Here is a 15,524-nt window from a genome sequence, read left to right on the forward strand (position 1 = left end):
GGGCTGAGCCGCGGCCACAGCAACCCCAGGAAGGCCGCGCCGACGGCAGCATCAAGCCCATAGGTGCGCGGATCGCCCAGCGCCTCGCCGGCGACGGCGCCGATCAACGTCGCCAGATTCCACAGGGAGAAGACGCCCAGACCGGTCCAGAAGAATCCCAGCCGCGTGTGACGCGGGGTGGTCCGCGTGACGGCCATGGCGGTCGACTCATCGATCACCAGATGGGCCGCGGCGGCGCGAGCACCGCGCGACAGCCGTAGCCGGGGAGCCAGTGCAATGCCGTAGAACATGTTGCGACTGCCGAGGAGGACGGCCGCCAGGGCACCGGTGAGGGCTGACCCGCCGGCACCGATCACGCCCACGAAGGCGAACTGTGAGGCGCCGGTGAACACCAGCAGCGACAACGCACAGGCCTGCAGGACCGTCAGACCCGACGAGGTGGCGATCGCGCCGAACGAGATCCCGTAGAGACCGACGGCGGCGGAGACTCCCAGGGAGTCGGCGATCACCGACCGATCAGTGGGGACGCTCACGCCAGGCTCGTGTGGAGGCGCACCTGCTTCACGTGCTCGCCGGTCTCGGCTGCCAGCTCGCGATGGGCGCCGTCGGCTTCCCACCCCGATCCGGTCGCGAATTCGCGCAGGTCGTCGTCCGTGGCATCGATCCACCACACGACTCGGCTGAAACCATCGGCCCGCAGCGTGTCGACGGCGGCGTTGACCAGCCGTGAACCGTGGCCGGCACGGCGGTGGGCCGGATCAACCGCGAACTCGCCGACCTCACCGTCGGCCACCTGGTCGGCGTCAGGATCCAAGCACGGGTGCACCAACGTGAAGCCGCGCAGATCGACCCGTTCGAGCGCCACGAGCACACGCACCCGAGCGTCGGGAGGGCTGGCGATGGTGCGAGTCCACTGATCGGCGATCTCGGCCTGGTCGAGAGCGGCCAACGCGTCGGCGCCGATCACATCGGCGTAGCTCTGCTGCCACGCGGCGAGCTGTACGCGAGCGATGGCCGGGGCGTCATCGGGCCAGGCCAGCCGGGCGCTGACGTCAGGGCCCGGCTCGATGCCACTGGTCACGGGGTCTCGAAGCCCTCGAGCAGGCCGGACTTCGCGCCCTTGGCATCCAGCATCGCCTCGGTCAGCGACAGGTTGCGATCGGTCGGCCAGGTCTCGAAGGCGAGCACCGCAAGACCCGGAATGCCGGCGATCAAGATGAGCCAGCCCGCGCGGTCGCTGGCGAACGCCAAGATGACGCACACGAGCAGGGCGCCCTCGCAGTACACGAACTTGCGCACGGTCTGCGATACGTAGATGTCCAGCGCAGCCCGGCCCGGGTCGGGGGTGCTCGGGACCAGCGGCGTGACGCGCAGCCATGCACGCTCGGCCAGCACGGCGCCGAGAGCGATGATGGCCAGAGACAGCACGATCATCCAGATCGGCGGGCGGTCCGAATCGGTGCCGCCGAGCAGGGCGAACAAGATGACCAAAAACAGGGCCGTGAGTCCGAGCTGCAGCCGCACGAAGTTGCGGATCTCTGCTGGGCTCGTTTCCTCGGGATCAGGCATCTGCTGAGTCTCCCACATCGAGTAGGCAAGACCTGGCCGCGACCTGCTCTGTTGAGGAGGTTGCGTTGGTACTGTCGGCCCATGCAGGCCTACCTCGATCTCATGCAGCGGATCCTCGACGAAGGCGCCGTCAAGGGCGATCGGACGGGCACAGGAACCCGCAGCGTCTTCGGTCATCAGATGCGCTTCGACCTGCGCGAGGGGTTCCCGCTCGTCACGACCAAGAAGATTCATCTCAAGTCGGTCGTCGGCGAGCTGATCTGGTTCATCTCCGGCGACACCAACACCGGTTATCTGCGTGACAACGGCATCAGCATCTGGGACGAGTGGTCAGACGAGAACGGCGACCTCGGCCCGGTGTATGGCCACCAGTGGCGCTCGTGGCCCACGCCCGACGGTCACACGATCGACCAGCTCGCACGAGTCATCGAGCAGTTGCGCGCTGATCCCAATTCACGCCGCCACATCGTCAGCGCCTGGAACGTGGCAGACCTCGACGCCATGGCGCTGGCCCCGTGCCACGCGTTCTTCCAGTTCTACGTCGCCGAGGGCCGCCTCTCCTGCCAGCTGTATCAACGCTCGGCCGATGTCTTTCTCGGCGTGCCGTTCAACATCGCCTCCTACGCGTTGCTCACCCACATGGTCGCGCAGGTCGCCGGGCTCGAGGTCGGTGACTTCGTACACACGCTCGGCGATGCCCATCTGTACGTCAACCACCTCGATCAGGCTCGCGAGCAGCTCGCTCGTGAACCGCGGGCGCTGCCCGAGCTGTGGCTCGATCCGGCGGTGTCGTCCATCGACGACTTCACACTCGACTCGGTGAAGGTGAGCGGCTACGACCCGCACCCGCTGATCAAGGCGCCCATCGCCATATGACCCGTACCGTCACGCTCGTCGCGGCGGTGGGCGCCAACGGCGTTATCGGTGCCGCTGGCGGGCTCCCGTGGCACCTGCCAGAGGACCTTGCGCACTTCAAGCGGATCACCCTCGGCCACCCGATGATCATGGGGCGCACCACATTCGAGTCCATCGGCCGGGTGCTGCCCGGCCGCACCACCATCGTCATCACCCGGCAAGGCCACTGGTCGGAGCCCGGCGCCGAGGTGGCAGGCAGCCTCGACGATGCGCTCGCGCTGGCCACCACTCTCGACGACGAGATCTTCGTGGTCGGTGGCGGGCAGGTCTATGCCGAGGCGCTGGATCGCGGTCTGGTGGATGTGATGTCGGTGACCCGTGTCGCGGACTCTCCCGACGGCGACACCTGGTTCCCGTCGATCGACTGGTCCAGGTGGCGCGAGGTGGATCGGGTCGGGCACCTCGGCCCGGAGCCCGAACGGGTGGCCTTCGACATCGTTGCGTACGAGCCCGCCTGAGCGGAGCCCTTGTGCCGTGCTGGGACGAGGGGCAGGGTGGAGGGTCTACCGCTGGAGGAGCCATGCCGCACGGAGACATCACCCACATCGACATCCCGGTCGGCGACATGCGTCGGGCCCAGGGCTTCTACCAAGCCTTGTTCGGCTGGGAGATCTCCGAACCGCCTGGCTTCGAGGGCTACCCGATGTGGCAGGCGCCGAACGGGATCAGTGGCGGGGGACTGGCGCAGCGGAGCGAGGGGTTCACCCAGCCGCGGTCGTACGTCGAGGTCGACTCGATCGACGACGCGCTCGCGCTCGCGACCAAACACGGCGGCCGCGTCCTGATGGAGAAGTCGCCGATCTCCGAGAGCAGCTGGTGGGCGGCGTTCGCCGACCCGGACGGCAACGCGATCGGTTTGTACGAAGGCACCACCGACGTCTCGGGGTGAGGTCGGCGCCTCAGACGATCATCGCCAGCTGACGACTCTGGGCCAGCAGGTGACCGTGTTCGTCCCAGAGCTCGCAGTCCTCTTCATGGAAACCGTCGTGGACGTGGCGGGTCCCGATCCGGGTCGCGACCCACGGCGTGGTTGGCAAGCGGTGGAAGTGTGCCGTGAGCTGGACCGTCATGGAGTGGGGAACATCGTCGCCGAGCTCCAGGGCGGGCGGCACGAACGAGTCGCACAGGAAAGCCAGCGTCGGGAAGTCGGCGATGCCACCATCGCTACGGCGCTGCCAGATCTCGAAGGACGGGTCACCAGACGGCTTGCCGACGACGAAGCCTGGAGCCCGCGGAAGTCGGTAGTCCACGCGATCGAAGATGCCCCCCGAAGGCATGCCGTGGTCTCGCGGGTCAGGGTATTGTGCAGGCGATCTCAGCTGAGGTGGAGTGCCGAGCTGCACCCGGGCGCCCTCGGTCCGCGTGGCGAAGCTGGCGGTCAGCTGCGCGACCACCTTCTCGCCCTGCGTGAGCACGGCGTCGCCGGTCTGCACGCGCCGCCCGATCCGCACCGGGCGGGCGGCGATCTGGGCGGCGCCGTTCTCGGGGGCTGCGTGATACGTGATGGCCGCGACCAGCGGGTCCGCTCCGCCGATCTCCTCGCCCAGTCCGCGCAGCATGGTCGCGAGGATGTAGCCACCGTTCGGGCGACCCAGGGGCGTGTTCCAGCGGTCGGTCATGGTCAGGTCGCGCACGCCGTCGCCGCGCGGGGTGGAGGCGAAGTCGGAGGCGTAGACGTCGTCGGCTCGATGGTCGATCATGAGCCCCATCCTGCCGGTGCCGTCCGACGCGCTCGCGGTAGCCTCGACCCATGACGTCGCCGCTCGCAACCGAGGCCGCGCCCTTCGGGCGTGTGCTGACCGCGATGGTCACACCGTTCACCCGTGACGGCGTTGTCGACCTCGATGCCGCCCAGCGGGTGGCCACCCACCTGGTCGATCAGGGCAACGACGGACTGGTCGTCAGCGGCACCACCGGCGAGTCGCCGACCACGACGGTGGCCGAGGACGGCCAGCTGCTGTCGGCGGTGCTCGACGCCGTGGGGGACCGGGCCACGATCGTGGCTGGTGTCGGCACCAACGACACGCGTCACTCCGTCGAGCTGGCTCAGCAGGCCCGCAAGGCCGGGGCGCACGGAACCCTCATCGTCACGCCGTACTACTCCAAGCCGCCGCAGTCGGGCATCATCGCGCACGTCAACACCGTCGCCGAGGCCGGCGGAGACCTCCCGGTCATGCTGTACGACATTCCCGGCCGCTCCGGCGTCACGATCGCCCCGTCCTCCTACGTCGAGATGCGCAAGAATTCGCTCGTCGTGGCCGTCAAGGACGCCGTGGGAGACCTCAACCGCGGGGCGTGGCTGATGCGCGAGACCGGCATCACCGTCTACTCCGGCGACGACTCGATGAACCTGGCGTGGCTGGCCTACGGAGCCTGCGGCGTCGTCAGCGTCGTCGGACACGCCGCGTCGCGCCAGATCGCCGACATGGTGGTCGCGATGGATCGCGGCGACGTGTCTGCCGCTCGATCCATCAACACCCGACTTCTGCCCATTGACCGGGCCATGATGACCGTCACCCAGGGAGCCATCACGTCGAAGGCCGTGCTGCAGATCCTGGGTGTCCTCGACCACCGCACGATGCGTGCGCCACTGCCCGAAGCCACCGAGGACGAAGTCGCGATGCTGCGCGACGCCCTCGAGGTTTCTGGGCTACTCAACTGAACTGAGATCCCATGAGCCACATGCACACCGAGCTGTCCGCACCGCCGGCACTGCCCGAGGGGGCGCTTCGCGTCATCCCGCTCGGCGGCCTGGGTGAGATCGGCCGCAACATGACCGTCTTCGAGTTCGGCGGCAAGCTGTTGATCGTCGACTGCGGGGTGCTGTTCCCCGAGGAGCACCACCCCGGCGTCGACCTGATTCTGCCTGACTTCGGGCCGATCCGTGACCGCCTCGACGACATCGTGGGCATCGTGCTGACGCACGGTCACGAGGACCACATCGGCGGGGTGCCATACCTGCTGCGCGAGCGCGGAAACATTCCGATCATCGGCTCACGCCTCACGCTGGCCCTGGTGGAGCCGAAGCTGAAGGAGCACAAGCTCAAGGAGGCTCCCACCTTTGTCGTCGCCGAGGGTGACATCGAGACCTTCGGTCCGTTCGAGTGCGAGTTCGTCGCGGTCAACCACTCGATCCCCGACGCGCTGGCAGTCGCGATCAAGACCGGTGCTGGCGTCGCGCTGCACACGGGCGACTTCAAGATGGACCAGCTGCCGCTGGACGGCCGGATCACCGACCTGCGGGCGTTCGCTCGCCTCGGCGAGGCCGGCGTCGATCTGTTCTTGACCGACTCGACCAACGCCGAGGTCCCGGGTTTCACGGTGTCCGAGCGCAACATCGTGCCGGCCATCGACGCCGTCTTCGCCACCAGCACCAAGCGCATCATCGTGGCGTCGTTCGCCTCGCACATCCACCGGGTGCAGGCCGTGCTCGATGCTGCGCACAAGCACGGTCGCAAGGTGGCCTACGTGGGCCGCTCCATGGTCCGCAACATGCAGATCGCGCGCGAGCTGGGCTACCTGCACGTGCCTGACGGCGTCGTCGTCGACAAGATCGACGCTGCTCCGCCGCACAAGATGGTGCTGATGTCGACCGGTTCGCAGGGTGAGCCGATGGCAGCGTTGTCCCGCATGGCCAACAACAGCCACCAGCAGGTAAGCCTCGAGCCGGGCGACACGGTCCTCATGGCCTCCTCGCTGATCCCGGGCAACGAGAACGCGATCTACCGCGTCATCGACGGGCTCACCAAGATCGGTGCCCGCGTCGTGCACAAGGGCAACGCGTTGGTGCACGTCTCGGGACACGCGTCCGCCGGCGAGCTCCTGTACTGCTACAACATCGTCCAGCCCACCAACGTCCTGCCCGTGCACGGCGAGATTCGGCACCTGCACGCCAATGGCGCTCTCGCCACCCAGACCGGAGTCCCCAACGTGCTCCTGGCCGAGGACGGCTACGTCATCGATCTGATCGACGGCCACGCCGCGATCACCGGCGCGGTCGACTGCGGCTACGTCTACGTCGACGGCTCATCCATCGGCGACGTCACTGACACCGATCTGAAGGACCGCCGCACGCTGGGCGAAGAGGGATTCGTCTCGATCGTCGTGGTGATCGACTCCACCAACGGCGAGATCCTCAGCGGCCCCGAGATCCACGCACGGGGCATCGCTGAGGAGGAGTCGGCCTTCGACGAGATCTATCCCAAGATCGTCCAGGCACTCGAGCAGTCGATCGCCGACGGAGCCCGCGACACCGCCCAGCTGCAGCAGGTCATGCGCCGGGTCCTCGGGTCGTACCTGGGTCGTCGTCTGCGCCGTCGTCCAATGATCCTGCCGGTCGTCATCGAAGCCTGAGGCTCCCGAGACAGTCACAGGAGTCACTCGTGTCACGGCGTGGGGTGCGGGTCAACCCTCATCACGTGGTTTAGCCTTCTGGAATGGCGACCCGTACGTCTTCCCCGCCGCGCAAGCGGCCGTCCGGAAGCCAGGCCCGCAAGAAATCGGCTGCCCAGCGCAGGCCGCAGGCACGCAAGCCCGCAGCCCGGCGCCCCGGACCCCGAAAGAAAAGCGGTCCTGGCCTCGTTCCCACGCTCGCGCAGGGGCTGCTGCGTGCAGTGACGGCGATCTGGCTCGGCATGGCCGGGCTGATCGGAGCCGTCGCTCGCAGCATCGGCTCCGGAACCGGCGACATCGATCCTGAACAACGCCGTGACGGCGTCGGCTTCGCGATCCTCGGCCTCGGACTCGTCGTGGCCGCAGCGATCTGGTGGAACATCTCTGGCGCCGTGGCCGGTGCGATTCGAGGAGTGACCGCTGGCACCGTCGGAGTGTTGGCCTGGGCGGTCCCGATCCTGCTGATCATCGTCGCCTGGCGCACCCTGCGTCACCCCGACGTCAATGGTCCAGTCGGGCGTCAGGTCACCGGTTGGGTGCTGGTCACCGGCGGGATCCTCGGCCTGGTGCACCTGTCTCACGGCGTGCCTCGCCCCAGCGATCAAGACACCGACGCCATGCGGGAGGCCGGTGGTGCGATCGGCTACCTGTTCTCCGCTGTCCTGATCGACCTGCTCAAGACGCCGTACGTCGTCGCGCCGCTGCTGGTCATGGTGGTCGTGTTCGGCTTCCTGATCGTCACGGGAACACCGGTCTACGCGGTGCCTGAGCGGCTCGCCCAGCTGCGTGACACCGCCCTCGGTCGCTCGTCCGACACAGACCCGACCCCCGAGGACCTCACTGACAAGGACGCGGTGCGCCGCCGTCATCCCAAGACGCTGGCGAAGCCAGCCGACGAGCCCTTCGACAACCCGCTGGTCGACGGCCCCGATGAGGATCATCAAGAACTCGTTGCACCCGCGGCGCGCCGCAAGATCGCCACGGCTGCTGACGAGGAGGACACTTCGGAGACCGAGATGCCCCCGATGGAGCCGATCCCGCAGCGGGTCGAACAGCTCGTGCTGTCGGGCGACGTGTCCTACACGCTGCCAGAAAGCACCGTGCTGGGTGAGGGATCGCCGCACAAGGCTCGGTCGGCGGCGTCGGACGAGGTCGTCGAACGCCTCACCGAGGTGCTCGAACAGTTCCAGATCGATGCGTCCGTCACCGGCTACACGCGCGGCCCCACGGTCACGCGGTACGAAGTCGAGCTCGGCCCTGCGGTGAAGGTCGAGAAGGTCACGGCGCTCAGCAAGAACATCGCCTATGCGGTCGCCTCCAACGAGGTCCGCATCCTCAGCCCCATTCCCGGCAAATCGGCCATCGGCGTCGAGATCCCGAACATCGACAAGGAAATGGTCAGTCTGGGCGACGTGCTGCGTTCTGCCAAGGCTCGCAGCGATCATCACCCCATGGTGATTGGCCTGGGCAAGGACGTCGAGGGGGGCTACGTGGTGGCCAACCTCGCCAAGATGCCTCACCTGCTGGTGGCTGGCGCCACCGGATCGGGCAAGAGCTCCTTCGTGAACTCGATGATCGGCTCGATCCTGATGCGCTCCACGCCCGAGGAGGTGCGCATGATCATGGTCGACCCCAAGCGGGTCGAGCTCACCGCCTACGAGGGCGTGCCGCACCTGATCACGCCCATCATCACCAACCCCAAGAAGGCTGCCGAGGCGCTGCAGTGGGTCGTGCGCGAGATGGACATGCGCTACGACGATCTGGCCAACTTCGGATTTCGCCACATCGATGACTTCAACAAAGCGGTCCGAGAGGGCAAGCTCACGGTTCCGGCCGGCAGCGAGCGCGTGCTTGCGCCCTACCCGTATCTGTTGGTGGTGGTCGACGAGCTCGCCGACCTGATGATGGTGGCGCCACGTGACGTCGAGGACTCGATCGTGCGCATCACGCAGCTGGCCCGAGCCGCTGGCATCCACCTGGTGCTGGCCACGCAGCGACCGTCCGTCGACGTCGTCACCGGTCTGATCAAGGCCAATGTGCCCAGCCGACTGGCCTTCGCGACGTCGTCAGTCACCGACAGTCGCGTGATCCTGGACCAGCCAGGAGCTGAGAAGCTGGTGGGTCAAGGCGATGGTCTGTTCCTGCCGATGGGTGCCAACAAGTCCATGCGCATGCAAGGCGCTTGGATCACCGAAGCCGAGATCCACGCGATCGTGGAGCACTGCAAGACCCAGCTTCAGCCCGTCTACCGCGAGGACGTCACGGCCCCGCAGGCCGCCAAACGAGAGCTCGACGATGACATCGGCGACGACCTCGATCTGGTGCTGCAGGCCATCGAGCTCGTGGTCACCACGCAGTTCGGCTCCACCTCGATGCTGCAGCGCAAGCTGCGGGTCGGCTTCGCCAAGGCCGGGCGCCTGATGGACATCATGGAGAGTCGCGGCGTGGTGGGTCCGACGGAGGGGTCCAAGGCGCGCGACGTCCTGATCAAGCCCGATGATCTGGATCAGGTGCTGGCGAGCATCCAGAGCGGATGAGCACCATGACTGAGTCTCCTCGCACATCGAGCCCGGATGAGGGCGCACGCAGCATCGATCACGACGGTCTCGACGAACCGTTCGAGATCCGTCGCCGCGTGTGGCTGTTCATCGTGGTGATGATGGCCTCGTGGGCACTGGCGGGGGCCTATGGCTGGCTCGGCTACGACCGCGAGGAACCCTACCTGTGGGGCGTCGCTGGCGGGTTGTTCCTGATCGGACTGGTGTTCGCTCGCATGCTGCGCCAGGTCCGCACCCCCCTGTTGGTCGCTGACCTGCACGGCGTCCGCATGCTCGGCCCGGCCGGCTGGGTCGGCTTCCTGTGGCGCGAGATGGGCGACATCACGGTCGAGCGCCGGAGCCTGCGGCACGGGCCGCGGGTGCGCGTCAGAGGTCTGGAAGACCGCCGTGATCTGACCGTCCCGGTGGGCTTGGCGACCAACGTGTCGGCCCCGCGGACCGAGATCGAGTTGGCGCGTCGCCGCGAGGCTGCTTCATACTGAAGGTTCCCCCACGAACTGGTATGAACCGAGAGGCCCTCATGGACCCGGCATCCGCGCCGAGCAACCTGAACATCGCCAACGCGTTGACGGTGTTGCGCATCGCCGGAGTACCCGTCTTCGGCGCCCTGCTGCTGGCCGATGGCGGCGAGTCGATCGATCTGCGCGTCTGGGCCGGCGTGGCGTTCAGCCTGCTGATGCTGACCGACCGCATCGATGGCGACCTCGCGCGCCGGCACAATCTGGTCACGAACTTCGGCAAGCTGGCGGATCCGATTGCCGACAAGGCACTGACCGGCATGGCCTTCGTCGGACTGGCGTTGATCTTCTCCGGCGATCGCTTCGGCTGGCTGTTCTGGGTCGTCACGGTGGTGGTGCTGCTGCGTGAGTGGGGCATCACGGCCATGCGATTCGTCGTCAAGAAGTATGGCGTCATGCCGGCCAGCCAAGGCGGTCGGATCAAGACGACTCTGCAGGCCGTCGCACTCGGCGGGTACATCCTGCCGTTCGAGCTGTGGGACAACACCACGGCCGACGTGCTGCGCGTGCTCACGCACGTCATCATGGCTGGCGCTGTCGCCATCACGATGGTCACCGCCATCCAGTACGTGCGCGATGCCCGCGCGTTGCGCCGCGAGTCGCCTCGCCGGTCGGGTGTGACTCACCAGCCGTGACCCGCACGCCAGATCCGCTTGCTGTTCAGGTCGTCGACCTGTTGCGAGCACGCGGTGCGACCGTCGCCGCCGCGGAGTCCCTCACCGGCGGCTTGGTGTGCGCGGCGCTGGTGGCAGTTCCCGGTGCCTCTGACGTCGTGCGTGGGGGAGTGGTGGCTTACGCCGCCGAGGTCAAGACCGGCATCCTCGGCGTCGATGCGGCACTGGTGGCCGCACACGGCACGGTGGACGCTCGGGTGGCCGAAGCCATGGCGATCCGTGCGCGGGAGTCCTGCCAGGCCACCTATGGTGTGTCGACCACGGGTGTGGCCGGCCCAGATCCCAGCGAAGGCAAGGCCGCGGGCACCGTGCACGTGGCCGTCGCGAGCCCCGTGGATGTGCAGTCCCGACTGCTGGACCTGTCGGGAGATCGCCACGACGTCCGCCACGGAGCGGTCGCTGCAGTGCTGTCGTTGCTGGTCGATAGAGTGGGGGAAGAATCCACATCCGTGGAGCGTTGACCATCACGTGAGCACATCCGTTGCCGCGTGATCCCACCAGCAGAGGAGCCCCGATGACCACGATGCGTCAGCTCGTCGGAGAGGTGCTCCGCGCTCGCCGGGTCGCCGAAGGCCTCACCTTGCGCGACGTGTCGGCCAAGGCTCGCGTCAGCCTCGGGTACATCTCAGAAGTCGAGCGCGGACAAAAGGAGCCCAGCTCCGAGCTGCTCGCGGCCCTCGCCCGGGCTCTGGAGATCCCGCTGTCGCAGGTTCTGCTCGACGTCAGCGCCATGCTGGCGCTGGAAGAAGCAGTCGACCTCTCGGTCGCCAGCATCTCCTCGATCTCGCCTGCCAGCGACGTCGAGGCTTCCGCCGCGTGACGCGGCACATGGATGCAGCTGCGTGAAGCACTCAGAATTCTGGGTGCGCATGGAGAACCAGCTCGGTACCGGCTATGCCCGAGTCTGGGCCGACACCCAGGTCATCGGCAGTCTGGGCAGCCGCACGGTCACCGAGGCGCTGGAGTCCGGTGATCAACCCAAGGTGGTGTGGCGTGCCGTCCACACGCATCTGGGCCTCCCCGCCCGCGACCGCTGATTCGTCTCGCTCGTCAGTGACGAGCACTGCGAGGACGAGCGACCACCGCTCGCCAGGGAGCGGAGCGACCGTGAGGCCGAGGAACGAGGCCGAGGCGTCTAGACGCGAAGGGCTCGGTCGAGCACTTGTCCTCACCACGCCTCGCTTCCGGCCGCCTGCGGCGGGGCACGCTCACGCTGCGCTGGCGCGCCTCGACGCTCCTCGCTGCGCTCGTCGGTCTCACCGGCGTGTCGTGATGGGATCGAACGTCTGTTCGCATAGCATGGTGCACAGGTTGGACGTGAAGAAGGACAACATCCACAGGCGGGTCGACGAGGCCCAACAATGTCTGAGGGTCCTTCTAGCGTCGCAGATGACCGGCCACCCACGAAGAGAACGGACCCCCAGATGCCTCCCATCGAAGCAGCGCTGAAGCCCCATGGCACGAGCGCCGCCAAGTCAGTCGACAAGCTGGCCGACAAAGCCGCCGAGAAGGCTCGCGGCGAGAAGAACAAGGCGCTCGACAACGCCATGGCCCAGATCGATCGCGCCCACGGCAAGAACGCCGTCATGCGGATGGGTGACCGGGTCAAGGCACCCATCGAGGTCATCCCCACCGGTGCCATGTCGCTGGACATCGCACTCGGCATCGGCGGTCTGCCGCGCGGTCGCGTCGTCGAGATCTACGGTCCGGAGTCCTCCGGCAAGACCACGGTGGCCCTGCACGCGATCGCCAACGCGCAGAGGGCCGGTGGCGTGGCCGCGTTCATCGACGCCGAGCACGCGCTCGATCCCGACTACGCCCGCAAGCTGGGTGTCGACACCGACGCGCTGCTCATCAGCCAGCCCGACTCCGGTGAGCAGGCGCTCGAGATCGCCGACATGTTGATCCGTTCCGGCGCGCTCGACATCCTGGTCATCGACTCGGTGGCGGCGCTCGTGCCTCGCGCCGAGATCGACGGCGAGATGGGTGACAGCCACGTCGGTCTGCAGGCCCGTCTGATGAGCCAGGCGCTGCGCAAGATGACCGGCGCCATCAACGGCTCGGGCACCACCGCGATCTTCATCAATCAGCTGCGCGAGAAGATCGGCGTCATGTTCGGCTCGCCGGAGACCACCACCGGCGGCAAGGCGCTGAAGTTCTACGCCTCGGTCCGTCTCGACGTCCGCCGCATCGAGACGCTCAAGGACGGCACCGACATGGTCGGCAACCGCACCCGCGTCAAGGTGGTCAAGAACAAGCTGGCCCCGCCGTTCAAGCAGGCCGAGTTCGACATCATGTACGGCCAGGGCATCAGCCGTGAAGGCAGCCTGATCGACGTCGGCGTCGACGCGGGCTTCGTCCGCAAGTCTGGCGCTTGGTACACCTACGAGGGCGATCAGCTTGGCCAGGGCAAGGAGAAGGCGCGCGAGTTCTTGCGCGACAACCCCGATCTGGCCGAAGAGCTCGACCTGCGCATCAAGAAGCACCTGGGCGTCGGTATTCACGGCATCGTGGAGCCCGAGGCGGACGACCCAGCCATCGCCACGGTCGAGCCGCCCACCGACATCGAGTTCTGATGGGCTGGGCGCAGCGTCAGGTCGAGGAGATCACCGATCTCGCCGAGGCCGAGGCGGTGGCCAAGCAGGTCGTGTACGACCGGTTGGCGGCAAGCGCCCGTAGTCGGGCAGATCTGGAGCAGTCACTCGCCACCAAGGGAGTGCCTGCCCAGGTCTCCGCCGACGTGCTCGACCGATTTGAACAGGCAGGTCTGGTCGACGACGCCGAGTTTGCTCGATCGTGGGTGCAGCAACGTCAGGCCGGCAAGGGCTTGTCCTCGCGAGCGTTGGCCCAGGAGCTGCGTCGCAAGGGCGTCGACGACGAGATCGCTCGCGAGGCGCTCGGCGATCTGGATCCTGACGCCGAGGTCCAGGCGGCTCACCTGCTCGTGCAACGCAAGCTGCGCTCCATGTCGTCGCTGGACGACATGGTCAAGACGCGTCGGCTGGTCGGCATGCTGGCCCGCAAGGGCTACGCACCCGGCTTGGCCTTTCAGGTCGTCAGAGAAGAACTCGGCGCCCAAGCACCACCACGGGAAAGTCTCTGACCACGCGATCTGGTGTGCTCCACCCGATGGCGCTAGCGTGAGAAGTGAAGGGAGATCATGGCTGAGAGCGTGTTGTTGGCAGGCACCCGCAAGGGATTGTTCGTCGGCAGGTCGGACGCGGCTCGTGCGACGTGGACCTGGGATCCGCCGGCGTTCGCCATGGAAGAGGTTTACGCCACGTCGGTCGACCAGGCGTCCGGTGACGTGCTCGTGGGTTCCACCCATCCGGCCTTCGGACCCGCGGTGTATCGCTCCACGGATCTGGGACGCACCTTCGACATGGAGTCTCCGGCCACGGTGCAGTTTCCCCAGGACACCGACGCCACCGTCGAGCGGGTGTGGCAGCTGCAGCCCTCGCCGTGTGATCCCGATGTCGTGTGGGCGGGTACTCAGCCGTCGGCGCTCTTTCGATCCGAGGATGGCGGACGATCCTTCGCGCTGGTGCGCAGCCTCTGGGACCACCCGCACCGCACGCAGTGGGCGGCGGGATTCGGGGGACAGGCCATCCACACGATCCTGCCGCATCCCACCGACCCCGACATCGTCACCGTGGCCATGTCCACCGGCGGCGTCTACCGCACCCACGACCGCGGCGAGTCATGGCAGCCGCACAACTCCGGCATCCGTACCGACTTCCTGCCCGACCAGGAACCGCCGGAGTTCGGTCAGTGTGTGCACAAGGTGGCCATCGACGCACACGATCCGGACGTCATGTATGCCCAAAATCACGGCGGCGTGTTTCGCAGCGACGACGCAGGCCGGACGTGGCAACCGATCTCCGATGGTCTGCCGGCTGACTTCGGCTTTCCGATCGTCGCGCACCCGCGCCGCAGCGGAACGGTCTACGTGTTCCCCCTGTCCGCCGACATCAGCCGGTTTCCGCCGGGCGGCAAGCCGGCGGTCTGGCGATCAGATGACTTTGGGCGCACGTGGCACGAGACGGGGCCCGGCCTGCCCACCGAAGCCTGGACGGCCGTGCTGCGCGACGCCTTCAGTGCCGATCAGGGCGACCCAATCGGGTTGTTCGTCGGCACCCGGCATGGCGCCATCTGGGCCAGCAACGACGAAGGCGCCTCGTGGTCCGAGATCCGCGCCAACTTGCCCGATGTGTGCTGTGTTCGGGCTGCCGTCGTCGCCTGAGCGGTTCGCCAAGTGTCGTTACTTTCCAGTAACCTCGGCGCATGCCGTCCACACTTGAGCTCTACAACAAGGTCACCGCGCTGCCCCAGGGGAAGCGCGTCTTCTCGGTGCTGTTCAGCCAGAAGGCGCCCTACTTCGCCTCAGCACACATCCAGGTTCAGGAGATGAAGCCGCACCTGGGTCAGGTCGTGGTGCCCAAGCGCCGGTCGACCAAGAATCACATCGGTACGGTTCACGCCATTGCGGCCTGCAACGGTCTGGAGGCCGCCATGGGACTGCTCGCCGAGGCCACCTGCCCGCCCGGCATGCGCTGGTTGCCCAAGGGCATGGACGTGCAGTACCTGGCCAAGTCCGACACCGACCTGACCTGCACGGCTGAGACGACGGTCGCGAACTGGGCCGCTGCCCCCGAGGTTCCTGTGTCGGTCAAGGCCGTGACCTCCGACGGCACGATCACCGTGCAGGGCACGATCCACCTGTGGGTCGTGCCGAAGAAGTAGTCCCTACAGGGCCCCCATACCGGCGCCCACGTTGAGCGGATCGGACTTTTCGCCGACGAACTTGTTCTGCGCCAATGTGGCCAGCCAGCTGAGAGCCAGGTTCAGCACGATGTAGATCACGGCCAGGACGAAGGCCGTCTGGATCGTGTTGTTGA

The 15,524-nt window shown here is 67.1% G+C and carries 19 protein-coding genes; 15 read left to right on the forward strand and 4 right to left on the reverse strand.

Annotated features, from left to right (window positions below):
• From WB508_RS01090 to WB508_RS01100, 3 genes are all read right to left on the reverse strand, one after another.
• Positions 1 to 533, reverse strand: a 533-nt coding sequence (locus WB508_RS01090; protein ID WP_423843023.1) for an AzlC family ABC transporter permease, incomplete at its 3' end; no start/stop codon positions are given.
• Positions 530 to 1,081 (reverse strand): N-acetyltransferase family protein, encoded by a 552-nt coding sequence (locus WB508_RS01095; protein WP_423843024.1) that lies wholly within the window; start codon positions 1,079 to 1,081, stop codon positions 530 to 532. The genes WB508_RS01095 and WB508_RS01090, both read right to left, overlap by 4 nt.
• Positions 1,078 to 1,569, reverse strand: coding sequence for a hypothetical protein (locus tag WB508_RS01100; RefSeq protein ID WP_423843025.1), 492 nt, complete (start codon positions 1,567 to 1,569; stop codon positions 1,078 to 1,080). The genes WB508_RS01095 and WB508_RS01100 overlap by 4 nt, the downstream gene beginning before the upstream one ends.
• Before the next feature lie 81 nt (positions 1,570 to 1,650).
• On the opposite strand from WB508_RS01100, the gene WB508_RS01105 reads away from it, so the two are divergent.
• The 3 genes from WB508_RS01105 to WB508_RS01115 all read left to right on the forward strand — a co-directional run bounded on the left by WB508_RS01105 (position 1,651) and on the right by WB508_RS01115 (position 3,373).
• Entirely contained in the window at positions 1,651 to 2,445 is a 795-nt protein-coding gene (locus WB508_RS01105; protein WP_423843026.1) for a thymidylate synthase, read from the forward strand.
• The gene (locus WB508_RS01110) at positions 2,442 to 2,942 is read left to right on the forward strand and encodes a dihydrofolate reductase (protein WP_423843027.1); all 501 of its coding nucleotides are present in this window, start codon (positions 2,442 to 2,444) and stop codon (positions 2,940 to 2,942) included. The genes WB508_RS01105 and WB508_RS01110 overlap by 4 nt, the downstream gene beginning before the upstream one ends.
• Before the next feature lie 62 nt (positions 2,943 to 3,004).
• A complete protein-coding gene (locus WB508_RS01115; RefSeq protein ID WP_423843028.1) occupies positions 3,005 to 3,373 on the forward strand; it encodes a VOC family protein in 369 nt (122 codons plus the stop codon).
• Between the two features lie 10 nt (positions 3,374 to 3,383).
• Here WB508_RS01115 and WB508_RS01120 read toward each other — a convergent pair whose 3' ends face one another.
• Entirely contained in the window at positions 3,384 to 4,184 is an 801-nt protein-coding gene (locus WB508_RS01120) for a thioesterase family protein (RefSeq protein ID WP_423843029.1), read from the reverse strand.
• 50 nt (positions 4,185 to 4,234) lie between these two features.
• Between WB508_RS01120 and dapA the strand changes: the two genes are divergently transcribed.
• From dapA to WB508_RS01180, 12 genes are all read left to right on the forward strand, one after another.
• A complete protein-coding gene (gene dapA, locus WB508_RS01125) occupies positions 4,235 to 5,146 on the forward strand; it encodes a 4-hydroxy-tetrahydrodipicolinate synthase (protein WP_423843030.1) in 912 nt (303 codons plus the stop codon).
• An 11-nt stretch (positions 5,147 to 5,157) separates the two neighbouring features.
• Positions 5,158 to 6,837 carry a ribonuclease J gene (locus tag WB508_RS01130; protein ID WP_423843031.1) on the forward strand — a complete coding sequence of 560 codons (1,680 nt, stop codon included), beginning with the start codon at positions 5,158 to 5,160 and terminating at the stop codon, positions 6,835 to 6,837.
• A gap of 83 nt (positions 6,838 to 6,920) precedes the next feature.
• A complete protein-coding gene (locus tag WB508_RS01135) occupies positions 6,921 to 9,413 on the forward strand; it encodes a DNA translocase FtsK 4TM domain-containing protein (RefSeq protein WP_423843032.1) in 2,493 nt (830 codons plus the stop codon).
• A gap of 5 nt (positions 9,414 to 9,418) precedes the next feature.
• On the forward strand, positions 9,419 to 9,916 hold the full coding sequence (locus tag WB508_RS01140) for a hypothetical protein (protein ID WP_423843033.1): 498 nt from the start codon (positions 9,419 to 9,421) through the stop codon (positions 9,914 to 9,916).
• Between the two features lie 38 nt (positions 9,917 to 9,954).
• Positions 9,955 to 10,587 (forward strand): CDP-alcohol phosphatidyltransferase family protein, encoded by a 633-nt coding sequence (locus WB508_RS01145; RefSeq protein ID WP_423843034.1) that lies wholly within the window; start codon positions 9,955 to 9,957, stop codon positions 10,585 to 10,587.
• Complete coding sequence (locus tag WB508_RS01150; protein WP_423843035.1) at positions 10,584 to 11,087, forward strand: CinA family protein; 504 nt, start codon at positions 10,584 to 10,586, stop codon at positions 11,085 to 11,087. Before WB508_RS01145 ends, WB508_RS01150 begins: the two co-directional genes overlap by 4 nt.
• Before the next feature lie 53 nt (positions 11,088 to 11,140).
• Entirely contained in the window at positions 11,141 to 11,446 is a 306-nt protein-coding gene (locus tag WB508_RS01155) for a helix-turn-helix domain-containing protein (RefSeq protein ID WP_423843036.1), read from the forward strand.
• Positions 11,447 to 11,468: 22 nt separating this feature from the next.
• Positions 11,469 to 11,663, forward strand: a complete 195-nt coding sequence (locus WB508_RS01160; protein WP_423843037.1) for a DUF3046 domain-containing protein — start codon at positions 11,469 to 11,471, stop codon at positions 11,661 to 11,663.
• Between the two features lie 387 nt (positions 11,664 to 12,050).
• Positions 12,051 to 13,202 (forward strand): recombinase RecA, encoded by a 1,152-nt coding sequence (recA, locus tag WB508_RS01165; protein WP_423843038.1) that lies wholly within the window; start codon positions 12,051 to 12,053, stop codon positions 13,200 to 13,202.
• Positions 13,202 to 13,729 carry a regulatory protein RecX gene (locus WB508_RS01170; RefSeq protein ID WP_423843039.1) on the forward strand — a complete coding sequence of 176 codons (528 nt, stop codon included), beginning with the start codon at positions 13,202 to 13,204 and terminating at the stop codon, positions 13,727 to 13,729. Before recA ends, WB508_RS01170 begins: the two co-directional genes overlap by 1 nt.
• Positions 13,730 to 13,786: 57 nt before the next feature.
• Positions 13,787 to 14,869 carry an exo-alpha-sialidase gene (locus WB508_RS01175; RefSeq protein ID WP_423843040.1) on the forward strand — a complete coding sequence of 361 codons (1,083 nt, stop codon included), beginning with the start codon at positions 13,787 to 13,789 and terminating at the stop codon, positions 14,867 to 14,869.
• A 41-nt stretch (positions 14,870 to 14,910) separates the two neighbouring features.
• Entirely contained in the window at positions 14,911 to 15,369 is a 459-nt protein-coding gene (locus WB508_RS01180) for a hotdog fold domain-containing protein (RefSeq protein ID WP_423843041.1), read from the forward strand.
• The last annotated feature ends 155 nt before the right edge of the window (positions 15,370 to 15,524 follow it).

Source organism: Aeromicrobium sp. (assembly GCF_049586495.1).
Classification (GTDB): Bacteria; Actinomycetota; Actinomycetes; order Propionibacteriales; family Nocardioidaceae; genus Aeromicrobium.